The following is a 17,571-nucleotide window of genomic DNA, read 5'->3' as shown; positions in this document are numbered from 1 at the left end:
GTTATCCTCCTAAAGATGGAATCACTTTCACCAAAGGAACGATGACTTCCTCCATACTAATACTACCGTGGCTAACAATTCGCTCATTTTTATTGACAAATGCTTGTCCATAGTGAGCTAATAAAGCATGATAGTCTTTCGGTAATCCTACACCAGTCCAAGGAATACCACCTATTTTTTCGGCTGCGTCTTTAAACAAAATGGTATCTGTGTAAACTCGAACCCGTTCTCCTTTTTGTTCTACTAATACACCTTCAGAAATTCTACCAATACCTACACTTTCTGTATTCCCATGGTCAGATGTAATGTAAATGGTGAATTTTTCGCGATGCAAATCAGTTAATAATTGCGCTAAATAGTCTGTTTTTAACCATAATTGCAGTTCCGACATTAAACTTTTTTCACCTTGTACGGCTCCATGGATAAATTGGTCGATTATGTCAATAACAGCGCCATATACTTTAACGTTCGGACGTTTAAAGGCTGCAATTCCTTCCTTTTTATAAGCTTCTTTTCCTAATCCCTTTTGATATGAAACATATTGTTTTAATAGTCCGCTATTTTCCCAAAATGTTTTCCAATAGTTCTCTTCTTTTGCGGTTGTGCCAATACTTTGTGAAAATGCAGATGGAAAATTACCAGCAAAAATGGCTTGACGAGAAACCGATGTTAATGTCGGAACCCAAGAAAACACACCGTTTTCTTCAAAGGAGAAGCCTTTATTGGTTAAATAATACTTGATTTTTTTCCATTGAACATAGCTCATCCCGTCCAATACTAGCAAAGCGATTTTTTCATTTTGTCCCCGCTTCGATGCAAGAAAGTGTACAATATGATGAACCATTTTCGGTTTAGGAACCGGCGGCAGACTTGTTAATGAACGGTAGCCTTCCATCATCCATTTTTCAAACATTTCGTTTACTTTACAGAAAAGAACATTTACTTCGCTCTCATATTCTTGTTTGTTTGTATCTAAAACTGTACACTTGTATTCAGCCATCAGTTCCATTATGTTAATCCAATCTTTATAGCGAGATGCAGAAGTGATTTGCTCCATGATTTTTTCATGAAGATGACGAATTTTTTCCTGCAATGAACCATCCTCATCCACTTCTACACCGTATTTCATCCAAGTTGGAAAAGAATATGATACGTTCGTTTTGATTTTTCTAATATAACCTTCTGCAAATAAATCGTTCATCAGCCTTCTAACATCTGGATTAGAAAATGGATGAGCTAAATACAAAGGAGTTTCTTCTAATACACTTCCCTCTTGTAAATCCAGTAATTGATGAACAAATGTAACCCATTGCTTCTCTATATATTGAAAAAAATAACTAGAAGATGTAAGCAAACGTTTTATAGGTATTCCTTCAAATACGTTTTTGCCTGATAACCTTTCGATTAAAAATTGCTGTACAATCAACGGTAATTGTTTCTTCTCGTAATGAATCGAAAGGAGCAATTTATATAACTCGACTTCACTATCAATTAGTTCATGAACAATTTTATAAACATGTTTAACGATATATTCTAACGTTTCCTTATCAGAAGAAGAGCCTTGATACTGTTTATGAACAGTATGCAAGACATCGAAATCTTCTTTGTCTAATTGTTTAACAATGCCTGGCGAAAACTTTGGAAATAACTCGCTAATCTTTAAGTCAATATGGTATCCATTTTGTAAAAAATCATATGGAAAATAAACGTGATTTTCTTTATTACTAAAGAAAAGCAATTTTAATTGATCTTGCTCGACCTTCTCTCTAAATTGAGACTCATACAGGTGACGAATAAAGATGCTATCGTTAAAATGAATGACTTCATATTCATTCTCTCTTAATCGTTGAAGAATTTTTTCATCATTCAATAAAAAATCCGGATCATTGACTAATAGTAACGAATAAGACTGATTGACTAACTTTTGTATAATTTCATCACGCCAAGTTTTCATAATCTCACCTTAAAAAGATTTCTTCCCTTGCCCATTATGATTACATTATAACAATGTTAAATATTGAAAGCCTGATTTTTTTGGTAAAAATCAGGCTTTCAATCAATTATAAACCTAAACGGATTTGCGCGTTATCGTAGTACATTAACAATTTGTCATCTTCTTGAATAACTTTTTCTGGTAAACGGTCACCCACTTTGACAATCTTTTCATAATCTTTTTCACTCCATGCTTTCTTAAATCCAGCACGAATCGCTTCTGTACGGAATTGTTTGAGCTTTTTCTTGCTCTTTTCTAATTCTTCTAAGTAACCTTCAAATTCACGTAACAATGCTTTTTCACGAAGCTTCTCTAAATCAGCTTGTTTGTTTGGATCCGGTACGTACCAACGGTTCATCGCTTTTTCTTTTAGTTGTGGATCATCGCTTTCTAAACCGCGTAAATCTTTATAGTTTCGGCGGAGATAGCTTGCAATTTGGTCTGGTACAGGACCGTCACCTTCATATTTCAAGAAGTTTTGATGCAATAAGTCATCCAACTCAGGCAACTTCTCATGTTTCGCAATATGCTGAATTTCTTTCATAAAGTTTGGATGAATATCTTGCCTCGTCTGCGGCTTCTTTAATAACTGCTGACGCAACCATTCGATGGCACTGTTCTCATCAGACACAAACAAATTCATTTGCACGAATTCTTTGACCAACAATCGTTTTTTATCATACTCCGCTACTTGACTTTCTAAAAACACCATTCCATCACGCATCGGGAATCGCTGTGCCACTTTTTCCTGGAAATCTGCCGATGAAATCGGAACAGGCAAACCGTTTTGAACATGATATGCAACCATGCGGTCGAACAAGATACGTGGTGTACGCTCTGTAATAATTTGCGCCTCACCTTTATGTCCAACAAACACCGGTAACTGTTCAAGATGCTGACGGACAAACGTCCATGCGGATTCTTCAGTATTTTGTTCTCGCCGCATCTTCTCAATATTTTCTTGTTTAGGTTTGTAAGCAGAAATAACTAAGTCTTGTTTAACCGCAGTAGTTGTGGTAATGGCATTAAAAGTTCCTTGTTTTTTATCCAGTGAAGATACATCTGCAATAATAAATCCGGCTCTTTCTAACGCTTCTCTAATCGAATTCCAAACACTTGCCTGAGAATTACTAAATTCTACTGTTATCCACCTTCCAGGTTTAAGCACCCTATAACACTCTTTAAAAGAGTCTAACATTAATAGTCGATAATTATCTATAATTTTTTCTTGACTTTTGTTTACTATTGCCTCTGGAGCTTCATCAGTGAAAACTCTTAACCAAGATTCCCATAAATAATTCAACTCAGAATACATAAGGTTCGATCCAAAAGGTGGGTCAATGAAAATATAATCAATAGAATCGTTCTTGAGTAGACTTATATTTGTAATACTCTGATTTGTAATACAATATCTAGTAGGTTTTTCAAAAAGTGTCTTTGCAGTAGATTCAATTTTACTCTTTAATGCATCAATCATTGAACGCTCTCCATTGATGCTCGGAATATAATAGGTTCCATTAACAAAACCAAAGGAATATATTCCTCCTTTGCTTAACAAACGCGGAATGTTAACTTTTACCATCCTGTTAGAATAGGTCATACTGCTTCTTAAAATATTGAGGAAGAGATTTTTGTATTTTGAATTTTTAACTTTAGCTAGAAACAAAGAAATCACAGCTAAATTTCTTTTTGAATAAAATTGATGAACGTATTCTAAACCGATTCTTCTTGGTTCAACTGTTTTATCTCCATTTTTTAATCCGTTTGTTGGATACCATGTACTTATTTTCATCTCTTTTATACGCATAAAAAGCTCAAAATCAAATTCATCTGGTTTTTTATCAAATCTTTGTTTTCCATAAGTGTAGTTTATTAGGACTGGTACTTGTTTAGGTTCCCTTATTACTTTTCCTAGTTTAGGATCATAGTAACTTTCATAAACTCTTTCTAACTCCCGTTTATTTACTTTCACACCACAATGTCTACAATACATTTCATCTTTTAACTTTTTTTCTTGTTCATCCACAGAGATATCCCAGTATATTAATTCTTTGGTACAGTTATTACAGATAAATAAATCGCTCCAAACCGTATAGTTAACTCTTCCTATCTTTGAATCGTTCTGTTCGACTTTTGTTTCAAACATCCATCCACATTCCTGTTCTATTTCTTCTATAATCATATTAGCTTCATCTAAAAATGCTCTTTTATCCTCTAAGTTAGATAGATAGCTATTTGAAATTAGTGTAGCAGTTGGAGATAAATCATTCAGAATACAATTTCTGACTCCCAGTTTAGAAATAATATTAGAATCCTCATCAAATATGTTTAATTCTTGATCTACTGTATACCCAAGTTTTTGTATTTCCTTTGGATCATTACACAAATTTGCTGCAACTCCAGTCATCCCTGTACCACCAAAACCATCGAAAACTATATCACCTGGTTTAGTGTAATGTAAAATATACCTCATTATCGCTCTATGGGGTACTTTAGTATGATAACTATGTGCATTATAAATTGGATCATTCTTACCCTCACTCACATCCGCCGCGAACGGTTCGCGATGATACTCCTCATTCTCATCTCTACCATACTTCTCTTTTTTCTCGCGTTCCCATTCTTCAATAAAATCATTAATCCACGGATTCGGGCATGCTGTGTAGTATGGGGGATCAGACAAAGCGATAATGTCTTCATCATCCCCGATTGGGAATCCTTCGATTTTCTTTAGTTCTGGTAGTTTTTTGCGTAATTCGTTTCGGAAATATTCTCTTCGTTCCTCATCATTTTTGAATGTCATGCCTAAGCAGACAACCGTCCCGTTGTCTGCTTGGTCATCATCTAGTAAAGACAATTGTTTTTCGTCCAATGTTGTTTCCTCCCTTTACTTCTTTACCATGATGCGCACACGATGTGGTTGGTTGTTGCCCACAATTCCCCTCATCAACATTTCAAAGTTTCTTCTCACTTCGTCGACTGTTAATGGGTTACCATCGCCCATCATTTTCACAAGTTGGTCAATATGAATTTCTTCTTTATGAATTCCCTTTAGTAAGTCATTAATAATTTCAAGAAGGCGAATATCAATCGGTAAGTCAAACTGTTTCTTTTGAATAAAATCATTTACGAGCTGTTGTTGATCAGCACTTAATAACGAGATTCCTTCTTGAACAATTGGATCGTTAAAGTTGGTTAATAACGTTTCTGTCCACGTATTTAACAAATCATCTAACCGTTCTTCTAATTGCTCTAATGAAATTCGTTGTACCATAACTTCGTCACGCGGATTGAACTTACAATGTGGGCAAATTGGATCATGTTGCAATTGCTCACGTGTCAATTGATAACAAGATTTTAATGATTGAATGTTTTTAATCCACACATCTAGTGCTTGACGAGGTAATAAATCAATTCTTGATACCAACTCTTTTAATGCAAGGTAACGTTTGTCATTCAATAATGCTTTTTTCTTGTTTTCTTCAGTCGCATTTAAACGCGCTTGATGATGTAACTGTAAATAATGTTGCATATATTCTTCTTTTAATTTCTCTAATTCATGAATCTCACTTGAACAATCGCTATTTTCTTTTAATGCAATCGCTAAGTTGTCTAACGCTACGTCAACGCTTTCGAGCCACTCTCGATTTGTAGACATAACTAATTTCGCTTTCGATAAGTAATCGGCTACTTTGGTGTATTCGTGAATTTTTTGTTGTAATTGTTCAAGCTTAGTAACAATCTTTAAGTTTTCGTTTTGTTGTTCAATATCGGACACGCTATATTTTAAGTTTGTCATTTTTGCTCGCGTGTTATAAACTTGAAGGCCTTCTAAGAACGTTTTTAAGCTTTCAAGTTGCGCGATGTATTCTGCACGTTCGTCACTTGAAAATAAAGGACCATCCCAAATATGGAATTTATTACGGACATCATTAATCATTTTCACCGTTTTCTCAACTGCTTGGCGCGATTGGTTAATGATTTGCTTAATGGCGAATTCTAGCCAACTTTCATCAGTCACATTTCCTTTACCGATATCAAACATATCAATTAATGCGTAAATTGCTGGAATTGGCAACCCGCTTGGTTTTTTAATATGACTAAAATTCGTTAGCTTGCTTAAAGGAAGTTTGATAAACTCACCGAAGTTCATCGCTTCGTATGTTTTATTATCTACTGTTACGACAATTTCACCTTGTTGAATAAGGGCACCTAACACAACAACTAATAACTCCGGCTCCATGCAAAATTCTTTTGTCAATCTGACATCTTCTGTACCTTGAACCGTGTAGATGGTCTCAATTAACTCGTTTTGATTAAGTACCTGTCCATGTCCTTTTTCTTCTAGTTTTTCAATAACCCAGCGTGCATATCCAGAACCGCGAACGTTTAATTCGCCTTTTTGAGCTAATAACACTAGTCCGTTTAGAATTGCTTCCCCTTGGCTCGTTTTTCTTCCATTAATGTAAGAAAGAGCATCACTGATATAAGTTGCCATATTGTCTTTTGTTAAGTATCCTCTTTCTAATTTTCGGAAAGAAGGATAATCTTTATATTTTTCTTCAAACCATTGACTGAGCAACCCTTCAGCCACTGTGTTAATGATTTCAATTAATGTGGCATTTCCAGGAAGAAACATACCGAATTCTAATACGGAACCTTTTTTACCACGATATTGAATTTCAAAGGCTTCTACAAAGTTTTCTTTTAACCAAGTAACAAGACTTCTTAAAGAGCTTGCTGCTTTATCGTTATATAAACGTTTTGTAGTAGCAGCAGCATCGTTGCTCATTTCACGCGCTCCACCATATAAACGCAATAAACGGACAAATCGATCATCCTTTTTAGTCATACGGAAGAACACTTCATCGGCTTTTTCTTCGTCTTTAAATTTTGGAGGTTCGAATGGCTGTAACATATAAATATAGAAATCTCGCTCAGGTTGAGCCGTTGAACGTTCATTTGGCGCACCAAAGAATAAATATCCTTGACGTTTGACACGGCGATCTTCCCAAGGAATTTCATGCAGCCAAATTTTATAGCCGGTTACGTATGTGTTATCTGCTACTTCCGTTGCTTGTTTTAGTACTTCAAAATAGTAGCGGTCTAACTGATTGTCCGTTAACTCTTCTCCACGTTTTTCAATTAACTCGTCTACCGCAATATCTTTTTTAACATCCAAGTAATACTGCCCATTCTCTTGGTTCGTAGAAATATATTGGAAGCTAACCGCTGTCATGATTTCTTTAAGTACTGCTTCAATCGTTGTTTTTAAGAAATCCGCTGCGTCATCATCCATGTCTAGCAACATTCCAATATTTAAGAACAATTTGTCTCTCAGTTCTTCAGATGTTAAACCGACTGGTGTATTAATATCATCTGTCGCTAAACGGTAAACGGCAAGTGCATTGACAATTCGTAATGCCGCTGGTTTATAAGCAGGACGTTTTAAGCCATTTTGCACACGGTCTTTCAACGTCTGTACTTTGCTCATCACTTCTTTTACATTCGGATTACTTCTTAGTGAAGAGTCTTCTTCAATATATTGCCAATAACGGTCAAATGAAATAATCCCTGTTTCATTTTCAGGAACTTCTTCGGTCAATAGCTTTCGGATTTCTCTACTGATTGTTTGTAAAACAACCCGTTTTTCCGCGATATTTACCTTTTCAAATGTTTCCAAGTAGGCAGGATGGATCGGGAAAAGGTTGACATTCGTTTCAATATCTTCTCCAAGACGATGGTATAATGATGTAAATTTGCTTAAATGCTCGCGAATTAACGCTTTTTGTTTTTCATCCTTTTTCAATAGACGTTCCGACACAACGTAAGCAATATCTTCGCGGATAATTCTTACTTCTTGGAAACGTTCTTTTACCCGACGTAATGAGTCGGCAACGAATTGGAATTTTGGGTTGTCAAATAACATTTCTTGGATTCCAGCGATGAAGCGTAAACGAGTTTTACTACAGACTTCCCCAAATTCGCGTAAAAATCCTAAGTCTAAAGTGAGTTCCTGCTCTTTGCGGCTGCGCAAATAGTCTAATAATTCGTCTACAACAAGCATGAGCCCTTGATCAGGATATTGTTCGTGGAATAATTCCATCATTTCATAAAGCATGTCTTTATTATTTGTTACTTCATCAGCTCTTGGAAAAGTATAATCAATTCCTAGATTCGCTAGACCTTGTTGTAGTGCTTGGCAAATAATGTCACGTAAAGACATCGCAACAGCGCCTATTTCTGTACGAATCACTTTAAACTTTCCTTCAATTTCTTTTGCTTTTTTTGCAACACGTTCATTTTTAATATGCTCACTTGCCCCTGGCTGCTCAGCAATCGTCGAAATGACACTCATTAAGTGCGATTTACCTGTACCGTAGTTACCAACAATCAATAATCCCTTATTATCAACGATACGATCAAACTGAAGTTGCTCGATGATAATATCATCTAGTTGCTCGGCCATACGGTCGGAAATAACATAAGTATCAAGTAAGTGAAACGCGCGTTCTTTATCATCCGCATCGCGTAATTGCACAACGGATTCAATTGATTCAAATTGAATTAAATCGCTGTAACGTAACATACCGATTTCCCCCTTTATACTGTTATTACTTTCCCTTCAAGTTCACTGCACTTAAAATACTCTGGATGTTCGGGAGTCGCGTAAATTAAATCTTTCTCATCATATTCACCCGGCCAAGATACAATGAGTTTAAAACGTTTACTTAAATGCTCAAGTAATCTCACAGGATGTTGCTGTAGTTGTTTATCAAATAAGATTTCTATATTTCCTAACCACAGTGCGGGAGCATGATAACCGTTAAAAATTTTATTAAGTATTTCTCCAACTTGTAAAGGATAATTAGATTTGGGAATGTTCTGCAATTTTTCGCTTAATCGCAAATTGAGATTTATGTAAGGAATACTTAATGTGCTTGCAAACTGTTTATCTTCATCTTTTTTAAATCCCACAATAAAGAGAATCTTATGCCAGCGAGACTCTAATGAATCAATTTCAGAAGCGATCTTATGAAGGTCCATGGTATGTACACCTTCCATTATATAAAATTTCATAAATACTAATAGACAAATTTTATTGACATTTGAACATGTTACTATTTTACTAAAACAAAGTCAAAAACATTGCAGAATTTTGTCGATAAATTTCTTTTGAAGTAAAACATTTGTCTCCTAAATCTACTTATTACTTTTTTTGCAAACAGCTATTTTTTATCGAAAATAGAAAGACATATTCACAAACATTTTTATCTTTTGAATTTGAATGTGTTGCAAAACTCATAATGGATGCATAAATGCACATAAAAAATCCACCACCTTGAAAATCATATACAATTACCACAAAAAACTTCCAAGGAATTCTGTGTTCGAACATGTGTTAACTGGCGAAATAGTTCCTCTTTTTAGAGACATTATTTCGATACATCGACCAACTTTCTTTTCTTCAAACAACCTTATATGACCGGGCGACCACCTGTATCCAGAAAATCGTTTATCAAATGTTTCTTTTTGAAAACATACTTTTCTATTGATTCCTTGCGACAGTTGGTGAACATTCCCCGTCGATTTTGGCTATTTTCGTCGTATTTGCTAACTGCCCTGTCCACTTTTTCACGGACCAGTAAATGGTTCTTTTCTGGCTTTCATCATCAACTCTTAAACGATTTATGTGTTCGTTCTCCGAAAGCAGTCATGATCGACAGTACTGTCCTACGAAGCAGTCTCTATGATTCACAAGTAAAGTGGGGCATATCGACCCGGTACCGATGGTTTAAAGGATATAAACGGCATCTTTGTACCACCACGGAAGGAGTGATTTTATCGCATGTCTTGACTACTGCCAACCGAAATAACGCAACAGTGGCACCAAAATTACTTTCGTTTTTGCAAGAATGAAACATCAAGTTTGCGCTTGGTGATGCCGCGTATGAAAATGAAAAGATCCGGAAAATGGCGGAACAAATCGGAATTTTTTTCGTCTCTCCCATTAATCGTCGAAATAATGAGGAAGGAAAAGATGCTTATGGTCGAGCCATTTCTCTCTTTTTGAAAACCAGATTTGGAAAGTAGCTATTCAGGTTTCGAAGCTCCATCGAACGGGTGTTTAACTGAAAAGTGATGGCCTAGAACAACCACGATGGTATGAATTTAATCGTTATTTACTACATGTGAAACTCTGTATACTTATGCATAACTTTGAGTTTTTACTTTAGTTTTCCAACACCATCTAGATAACGTGCTCCCATAACAAAATTAAAAAGGAGGGCTTTCCCTCCTTCAAATGAAATATTATTCTATTCCTAGTGGATACGCTTTGATAGAATGAAATTGGAAACTTACCAAATAACTCCGGTGAATCTTTTATATTATACAAGAACAACTTCTCTTTTTATTACACGATTTTGAAGGACTAGATTGACCGGATCTCCAACTTGAAAGTGGGAAGTATGTTGAATCAATTCATGTACCGTCCATTCTTCTTCACCTACTTGTACAATGTAATATATTTCTTTTCCTTGATATTGAACAAATTTTACCACACCATGTGCAGAGCCCTCTTTTGCTTTAGACAGTGTCCATTGATCCGGACGGACAGGATATATGCCTTTCTTTTTGAATTCAATAGATACTCCTATATCCGGCCACTTTTCATAAGGAAATGGTTTCGGGATAAACACTCCTTCTTCCCATTTACCTCGAATTAAATTGCATTTACCTACAAACGTTGCAACAAACTCTGTCTCCGGCCTTGTAAAAATGGCTTTCGGCCGGTCAATTTGTTCAATTTTTCCACGATTCATCACGACAATTCGGTCTGCCATCGCAAATGCTTCACTTTGATCATGGGTGACATATACAATTAAAGCATTTGTGTGACGGTGAATATGTTGAATTTCCTTTCTCATTTCCATTCGAAGTTCAGCATCTAAAGCACTGAGAGGTTCATCCATTAATAAAAGCCCTGGTTCTGGCGCAATTGCACGGGCTAAAGACACCCGCTGTTTTTGTCCTCCGGAAAGTTCATAAGGATATCGATGGGCCAGCGACTCTAACCCAACCATTCGCAAAACATTTTTCACTCTCTCCTCCCTCTGCTTCTTATCAACTTTCGGGGCAAACAAATGATGCATTAAAGGAAATTGAACATGCTCATATACAGTCATATGAGGCCATAAGGCAAACGATTGGAAGACCATTCCTATGTTCCTTTTTTCCGGGGGAAGGACAGCTTTCGCTGACGCAACAACGGTATCATTAATGGTAATCGTTCCGCTTGTCGGTTTCATAAAACCGGCCAGTAATTTTAATAATGTAGTTTTTCCACAACCAGAAGGTCCCAAGATCGCGATAAATTCTCCTTCCTTGATCGTTAAATCAATGGAATGCAAAGCGGTGAAGTCCCCATATGATTTTGAAATCCCGTCAAGCCGGATCATTTTGTTTCAACACCTTTCGTCTCCAAACTTTTTCAAGGATGATAAACAAGAAACTGCCACACAAAATTCCTAAAACAATTAAACTTGAAAATGCTGTGGAATAAGTGGTATAACCAGCCTGTTCATAGTTAAAAATAACAACCCCCACCGTTTCAGCTCCTGTAGACCAAAGAAGACTGGAAACCGTTAGTTCGGTTAAAGATGTTAAAAAGACCAACAAGGCGCCGCCAATGACACCCGGAAGAAGAAGCGGCATGAGAATTCGCCGCCATTTGATCCAAGGTTTAGCCCCTGATGTACGAGCAGCTTCTTCAATCGAAGGATCTACCTGTGTCAGCGCCGTGTAACTTCCCCGAACCTGTAAAACGATAAATCTCGTAATGTAGGCAATGATTAAAATCCAAATCGAGCCGTAGATGCCTGGGTTCCAGCCTGGCAACGGCTGCATCCATGAAAAGATCACACAGAGAGCGAAGACAGTCCCCGGCAGCGCGTAAGGTATCGTTACAAGTAGCTCTACTACTTTTGTCCATCTATTTGGTGTTTTATAGCGAAGATAAGCAATGGCCGTTCCAACAATCAATGAGACGATTGTCGTTAACATCGCAAGCTTGATGCTGTTAGTGATCGCTGACATCGTTTTCGGATCAGAAAATAGAATGTATTGATAGTTTTTTAGTGATAAATTTTCTAATTGAAAAGGAAGCCCGTAAGCTTTTATTAACGATGTCGTTCCCATTGAAACGAAAGGAACGAAACTCGTGAACAATAAAAATGTCCAAATGGCAAATTCGAGCAACCGCTTTCTCATCGATGATAAATGAATGCGGGGTTCTTTATCCCGTTTGACCGTTTCCATTACACGGCTTCGCCTTAAAAGCAGCCATTGAATAGACATTCCGATTAAAGCCATTGTTCCTAACAAAATGGATAGAACGGCTGCTCTTGCAAAGGCAGTAGGTCCAAATCCGACGACTTCTTCATAAATATAGGTACTTAGCACACGAATGTTTGCCGGGATACCCAAAAAGGCGGGGATCCCAAAGTTATCAAGATTTGATAAAAAAGCGAGCAGCCCGCCGCTGCAAATCCCTGGCAATGCAAGCGGAAGGATGACTTTACGAATAATGATCCCTCTTTTGGCACCGCATGTTTGTGCCGCTTGCTCAAGTTCCAGAGGAATTTTTCTAAACACATCCACCGTCAGTAAATACACAAGTGGATAATGAGACAAGCCTAAAATAAAAATGATGCCACCCATACTATATAAGTTTGGCAACTTCCAATCTCCCGGAAGCATATGAAGAAAAGCTGCAATTGGTCCATTTCCGCTAAAAAACTGAACCCATGCAAGTGTCGTAATGTATGAAGGAATAATAAACGGCAGAAAGATAAACAGCTGCATCCACTTTTTCCCGCTAATGTTCAAATAAGCAATACACCATGCCATCGCAATCCCTAAAATGAGGGAAACCAAAGTAGAACCAAGTACGATATGAAGCGTATTTTTCACAGTGATCCATGTTTGTTCTTCTTTCAGCACCTCTGAGTAATGGGAAAGGGTGATGGTGCCCTCTTCTGTTAAACTTAATAAGATAAGGCGGAAAACGGGAACTACAAAAAATAAAATGGTTAGCAAAAATCCGAAAACCATCCATATGTTTTTCATTGGGAAGGAACGGGAAAACGAGGACGTGCTCCTCGTCATCCCTTCTGTTTGCTCTTTACCGGGAAACATCGTCCTCTCTCCTTTTATCATTGTTGGCCAAATATTTCACCAAATTTTGCTTTATCTTCTTCACGTGCTTGATAAAGTTCAGATATGTCTGCATTCAGCACGTTCATCTCATCAATCGTTTTTAATCCCTCGGGAGCATTAACGCCTTTCCGAATCGGGGTATATCCAAGCTCAGCTGCCAATTTTTGGCCTTCTTCGGATAAAACAAAATCTACGAAAGCTTTAGCTGCTTCTTCATTTTTTGTATCCTTCATAATACCGATCGGTTCAGTGATGACAGGAACGCCTTCTTTAGGATAGATGAATTCAACAGGAGAACCATCTTTTTTGGCGCGTGCAACGAGATAATCAACAACGATTCCGTATAATTTTTCCCCTGAAGCAACCGACTTTAACACACCGCCATTCCCTTTAGTGACCGCCATTCCAGTTTCTTTTAAACGTTTGTAGAAATCCCATCCTAAATTGTTTTGTCTTGTAATCACTCCAAGATTGTATGCAGCTGCTCCTGAATAAAACGGGCTTGGCATGATCGCTTTTCCTTTTGCATCGCTTCCCGTCAATACATTCCAGCTATCAGGTATGCTTTTCACCTCATTCGTGTTCACGACAAGAACAGTTGCCATCACTTTTGTACCTGTATACATGCCATCGCTGTCAACAAATTGATCCGGAATTTGTTCCGCTTCTTTTGATTTGTAAGAGAGTAAGAGATCGTCATTTTTTAAGCTTTCAAACGTTACAGCGTCTGCAACAAGCAGAACATCTGCTTGAATGTTTCCAGCTTCTTTTTCAGCTTGTAATTTGGCAATCACTTCTTCCGTTCCAGACCGGAAAGTATTGACTTTTACAGCAGGATATTTTTCATTAAAAGCTGTCACTAATCTTTGAGCATCCTCATCAGGCTGTGAAGTATAGAAATTCAGTTCCCCTGAAATTTCCTTCGTTTGTTCTGACGGTTTTTCTGCATTATTGCTTGATGAGGTATTATTTTTGCTCCCGCAGGCAGTTAATACAAAAAATAATGTGAAAATAGTGAAAGCGGCCAGCCATTTACGCATTGGAATGTTCCTCCTTGCCCTCTTTTAAGAAATTTAAAGAGTATTTCCGAAACCACCGTTCAATCTGTTCCATTTTCCGTTTGTGATGAACAGGAAACTCCACAGGCGAAACGGTGATATAACCTTCCTTCAGCTTTAAATAATCACTGTTTTCTTTTAGGTGAACTAATTGGTTTAATTCATCCTTTAACCAAAAATACACTTGACCATGCGGATCATTAAGCCCTACATATCGATAACGGGAAACTGTCAAATCCAAAGGAACTATCTCTACACCTTTGCAAAGATAAACAGGAATATTCGGTAAATTAACATTTAAAAAAACACCTTTAGGAATTCGGTTTTGCAAAATGATTTCAACCACTCCATACAAAAGCTGTTTTATTTTTAAATAATTTACCTTTGTTTCACTAAATTCGTTCAATGATACTGATACGGCTAGAACGTTGTAAAGAGAAGCTTCAACCGCACCTGCCAATGTACCAGAATAATATAAATCCCTTCCCAAATTCGGACCGAGATTAATGCCTGAAAATAAAATATCAGGCGGAGTCTTTAATAGCACTTCCATCCCAAGTTTGACACAATCGGCCGGCGTACCGTTTACGGCCCATGCCCCTTTCGTTCCGGGGAATATTTCCACTGGTTTCACTTTTAATGGTGTCCGCAAGGTAATCGAATGACCGACAGCGCTTCGTTCTTGATCAGGACAAACAACATAAACATCACCAAAATGTTGAAGAACTTCTACAAGTGCTCCGACTCCTGGCGCAAAAATTCCGTCATCGTTTGTAACTAAAATTCTCAACGGACGACCTCCTTCAATCGATTCCTGTTCCGTTTTGTATACAGTAAATTTTTCTTTAACACCGTCAAATCTTTCGAATTATCAAATCCTTCAATAATCACTGGAATATTCTCGATATTTAAGAATTTGTTTAAGGTTTCTTCTCCGATGTCACCGTCGCCTAGCGGGAGATGAAGAATTTCTTTTGTTGCATCACTAATATGAATTTTGTTCACTTCCGGCATCTCATTCCAAATTGAAAAAATGTCTACATGTAATGGAATGTGGGCGACGTCAAATGTCGTTTGAATTTGCGGGAAAAATGGTGCAATCATTTTTTTTACGGCGGATGGTTTAATAATAAACTCTTTCGCCTTCCATTCCATCATTTCCAGCGATAACGTTATTCCTTCTTGCTTAGCTTTTCGATCAATTTCTTCCATTGATTCGAACAAAAGCTCTTCATGGACAGAAACGTCCAAATCCGTAAGAGTCAGCTTTCCTGGATGAAATGTAATATTATCTGCTCCAATTTGTGAAGCCAGCTCAATGGAGCGGATAATTTCATGAACGGACTGCTTGCGAATGCCCGCGTTTAGAGAACTTAAGTTTAAATCCCAGCTCGCTGCATGCATCGTCAGCTGCATGTTTGTTTCCTCTTTGACCTGCCGGATTCGTTTAGGCACGCTTTCATATTTCCACACATGTTCTGCCCAAACCTCAACACCTACAAACTCTAACTCTTTTGCCAGCCTAATCACTTCTTCAACAGGATAGGCCCATGCAAGCGTAGAAGCAATGCGTATATTCATAAAGCTGATTTCCTCCTTTCCCATTCCTTTAATGAAATCGGGGGATCCATTTTTACACTGCCAATTGGATAAGGATTGCGTGAGTTAGGTCCATGAAAATCACTTCCTCCTGAAATCAATAATTGATAATGACAGGCGATTTCAAGCCATTTTTTTGTTTCCGATTCGGAGTGCTTGGAATGAAAAACTTCGATCCCGTCTAAACCATTTGCAACAAGCGGCTTAATCGCAATCGGAAAGGAATAGATTCCAGGATGTGCCAAAAACGCAAGACCTCCTGCTTCATGGATCAATCGAATCGCATCTGTGACTGAAAAAGACTTTCTCTCTACAAAACCTGGTTTTCCTTTTTGAAGCAAGCATTCATATGCTTCTCGCCAATGTTGGAAATACCCCGAAGCTACTAATTCCTCAGCAATATGCGTTCGAACAAGCACTCCTTTTCCAGCCCGCTCTAAACAGTTGTCAAAGGAAATGGAGTATCCTTTTTTCCGCAGCTTTTGAATAATTTTTCGCCCCCATTCTTCACGTTCTTGTTTCCGCCAAGCGACATGGGAAAGAATACTAGGATGATCCGCTTGAAAAAGATATCCTAATATATGGATTTCTCCCCACTCTCCATCAGTATTTAACTCAATTCCGGGAAGGACAGTAATCCCTTTTTTCTCGGCATACGTTTTCGCCAAAAAATACCCTTCGATTGCGTCATGATCAGTAATAGCTATAGTGTCAATTCCTTTATTATCCGCCTCCTCTACAATTTCTTCCGGTGTCCAATGACCATCTGAATAAATCGAATGGATATGTAAGTCCACTTCCTTCCCCCCTTTTCTATCTTCAAGGATAGAAAAGTTTTGTTAAGGAACACTCAAAGACAGCTTGAACTTTTGTAAATGTTCTGTAAATTAAAAAAATAAAAAATAAGGGATAAAAAACGCTTTCACAGCGTGATGACGCATCACTCCACACATAGACTGTAAATTGTTTGTAAATTTTTTACGATTTATTCATATTTTTTGGTAAATGCTCTCTTTCTGTTTAGATATCACATGTGTTGTAATCTTATTAAAACCGTTGTGGAATAAAAGAACGTTAGTATTTTCGAAGTCTACTAGCAGTTTTCCTCGCAGGTGAGAAAATTCAGTTCACTCTTCCAAAAGAGATGGATGACAGAGATTATCGATGTCCCCCTTATATGTAGAAGACAAAAAAGAAAGGGAAATATTGGCTACTATGGAGATGGAGAACTTACAGTAAAGAATTAAATTGGACGTTGTGAAGAAATATGGTGATGAGGGATGGACTATAAGAACCCGCATTAAATAACTTATTATTTCTTAAATATAAACGAAGGACCCGCAAAAATGTACAATGAACGTTTCATTTTTAAATGACTCGATTGTGACTACACATGATTCACGAAATCCTTCATGGATCAAGAAACGCTGATCAACTCGATGTTCAATCAGCTGGCACAGCAATATGTAAAAAGCTTCTGGACTTCGAAAAGCATTTCGTGACGGATAAGGACATTGCGACCGGCGGGAAAATCCTCCCGTTTTCCGACAGCGGAATCCAAAAATCCCTGCTCCACCGGGCATTGCGCTCGTACTTTTCCTTCAATCCCGAATTTGTTGCAGGCACAACTTCAAAAAGGACAATGGAAAAAGCTCAAAGTAAAAAAATTTGACGAGCCCTACCTAAACATGATATAGTTAG

The 17,571-nt window shown here is 37.4% G+C and carries 11 protein-coding genes and 1 pseudogene; 2 read left to right on the top strand and 10 right to left on the bottom strand.

Going from position 1 to position 17,571, the window contains the following annotated elements:
* Position 1: 1 nt before the first annotated feature.
* The 4 genes from pglZ to brxF form a co-directional block, all read right to left on the bottom strand.
* On the bottom strand, positions 2-1,954 hold the full coding sequence (gene pglZ, locus J2S06_RS12005; protein WP_419152462.1) for a BREX-3 system phosphatase PglZ: 1,953 nt from the start codon (positions 1,952-1,954) through the stop codon (positions 2-4).
* A 106-nt stretch (positions 1,955-2,060) separates the two neighbouring features.
* The gene (locus J2S06_RS12000) at positions 2,061-4,865 is read right to left on the bottom strand and encodes a DNA methyltransferase (protein ID WP_419152461.1); all 2,805 of its coding nucleotides are present in this window, start codon (positions 4,863-4,865) and stop codon (positions 2,061-2,063) included.
* A 15-nt stretch (positions 4,866-4,880) separates the two neighbouring features.
* Entirely contained in the window at positions 4,881-8,582 is a 3,702-nt protein-coding gene (locus J2S06_RS11995) for a DUF6079 family protein (RefSeq protein ID WP_419152460.1), read from the bottom strand.
* 14 nt (positions 8,583-8,596) lie between these two features.
* The gene (brxF, locus tag J2S06_RS11990; RefSeq protein WP_419152459.1) at positions 8,597-9,040 is read right to left on the bottom strand and encodes a BREX-3 system P-loop-containing protein BrxF; all 444 of its coding nucleotides are present in this window, start codon (positions 9,038-9,040) and stop codon (positions 8,597-8,599) included.
* Between the two features lie 340 nt (positions 9,041-9,380).
* Here brxF and J2S06_RS11985 point away from each other — a divergent pair.
* Positions 9,381-10,230, top strand: a pseudogene (locus J2S06_RS11985) (transposase).
* A gap of 153 nt (positions 10,231-10,383) precedes the next feature.
* Here the strand turns inward: J2S06_RS11985 and J2S06_RS11980 are convergent.
* The 6 genes from J2S06_RS11980 to J2S06_RS11955 are packed head-to-tail and all read right to left on the bottom strand — an operon-like array spanning position 10,384 to position 16,667.
* Complete coding sequence (locus J2S06_RS11980; protein WP_419152458.1) at positions 10,384-11,454, bottom strand: ABC transporter ATP-binding protein; 1,071 nt, start codon at positions 11,452-11,454, stop codon at positions 10,384-10,386.
* On the bottom strand, positions 11,441-13,192 hold the full coding sequence (locus tag J2S06_RS11975) for an ABC transporter permease (RefSeq protein WP_419152457.1): 1,752 nt from the start codon (positions 13,190-13,192) through the stop codon (positions 11,441-11,443). The genes J2S06_RS11980 and J2S06_RS11975 overlap by 14 nt, the downstream gene beginning before the upstream one ends.
* A 17-nt stretch (positions 13,193-13,209) precedes the next feature.
* Positions 13,210-14,253 (bottom strand): ABC transporter substrate-binding protein, encoded by a 1,044-nt coding sequence (locus J2S06_RS11970; RefSeq protein ID WP_419152456.1) that lies wholly within the window; start codon positions 14,251-14,253, stop codon positions 13,210-13,212.
* Entirely contained in the window at positions 14,246-15,061 is an 816-nt protein-coding gene (surE, locus tag J2S06_RS11965; RefSeq protein ID WP_419152455.1) for a 5'/3'-nucleotidase SurE, read from the bottom strand. The genes J2S06_RS11970 and surE overlap by 8 nt, the downstream gene beginning before the upstream one ends.
* Positions 15,058-15,852, bottom strand: a complete 795-nt coding sequence (locus J2S06_RS11960; RefSeq protein WP_419152454.1) for a sugar phosphate isomerase/epimerase family protein — start codon at positions 15,850-15,852, stop codon at positions 15,058-15,060. The genes surE and J2S06_RS11960 overlap by 4 nt, the downstream gene beginning before the upstream one ends.
* A complete protein-coding gene (locus J2S06_RS11955; RefSeq protein WP_419152453.1) occupies positions 15,849-16,667 on the bottom strand; it encodes a PHP domain-containing protein in 819 nt (272 codons plus the stop codon). The genes J2S06_RS11960 and J2S06_RS11955 overlap by 4 nt, the downstream gene beginning before the upstream one ends.
* Before the next feature lie 596 nt (positions 16,668-17,263).
* On the opposite strand from J2S06_RS11955, the gene J2S06_RS11950 reads away from it, so the two are divergent.
* Positions 17,264-17,542: a hypothetical protein gene (locus tag J2S06_RS11950; RefSeq protein ID WP_419152452.1), complete on the top strand. Its 279-nt coding sequence runs from the start codon at positions 17,264-17,266 to the stop codon at positions 17,540-17,542.
* Positions 17,543-17,571: the final 29 nt, after the last annotated feature.

Origin of the sequence: Bacillus alveayuensis (genome assembly GCA_030812955.1) — a bacterium.
GTDB classification, from domain to species: Bacteria; Bacillota; Bacilli; order Bacillales; family Aeribacillaceae; genus Bacillus_CB; species Bacillus_CB alveayuensis.
The sequence above is the reverse complement of the archived record's forward strand: the minus strand, read 5'-3'. Positions and strand labels throughout refer to the sequence as shown.

Bases quoted from the DNA above. Each gene is read 5' to 3' on its own strand.
- pglZ (WP_419152462.1), bottom strand. From the start codon at position 1,954: ATGAAAACTTGGCGTGATGAAATTATACAAAAGTTAGTCAATCAGTCT.
- J2S06_RS11995 (WP_419152460.1), bottom strand. From the start codon at position 8,582: ATGTTACGTTACAGCGATTTAATTCAATTTGAATCAATTGAATCCGTT.
- brxF (WP_419152459.1), bottom strand. From the start codon at position 9,040: ATGGACCTTCATAAGATCGCTTCTGAAATTGATTCATTAGAGTCTCGC.
- J2S06_RS11980 (WP_419152458.1), bottom strand. From the start codon at position 11,454: ATGATCCGGCTTGACGGGATTTCAAAATCATATGGGGACTTCACCGCT.
- J2S06_RS11975 (WP_419152457.1), bottom strand. From the start codon at position 13,192: ATGTTTCCCGGTAAAGAGCAAACAGAAGGGATGACGAGGAGCACGTCC.
- J2S06_RS11970 (WP_419152456.1), bottom strand. From the start codon at position 14,253: ATGCGTAAATGGCTGGCCGCTTTCACTATTTTCACATTATTTTTTGTA.
- J2S06_RS11960 (WP_419152454.1), bottom strand. From the start codon at position 15,852: ATGAATATACGCATTGCTTCTACGCTTGCATGGGCCTATCCTGTTGAA.
- J2S06_RS11950 (WP_419152452.1), top strand. From the start codon at position 17,264: ATGATTCACGAAATCCTTCATGGATCAAGAAACGCTGATCAACTCGAT.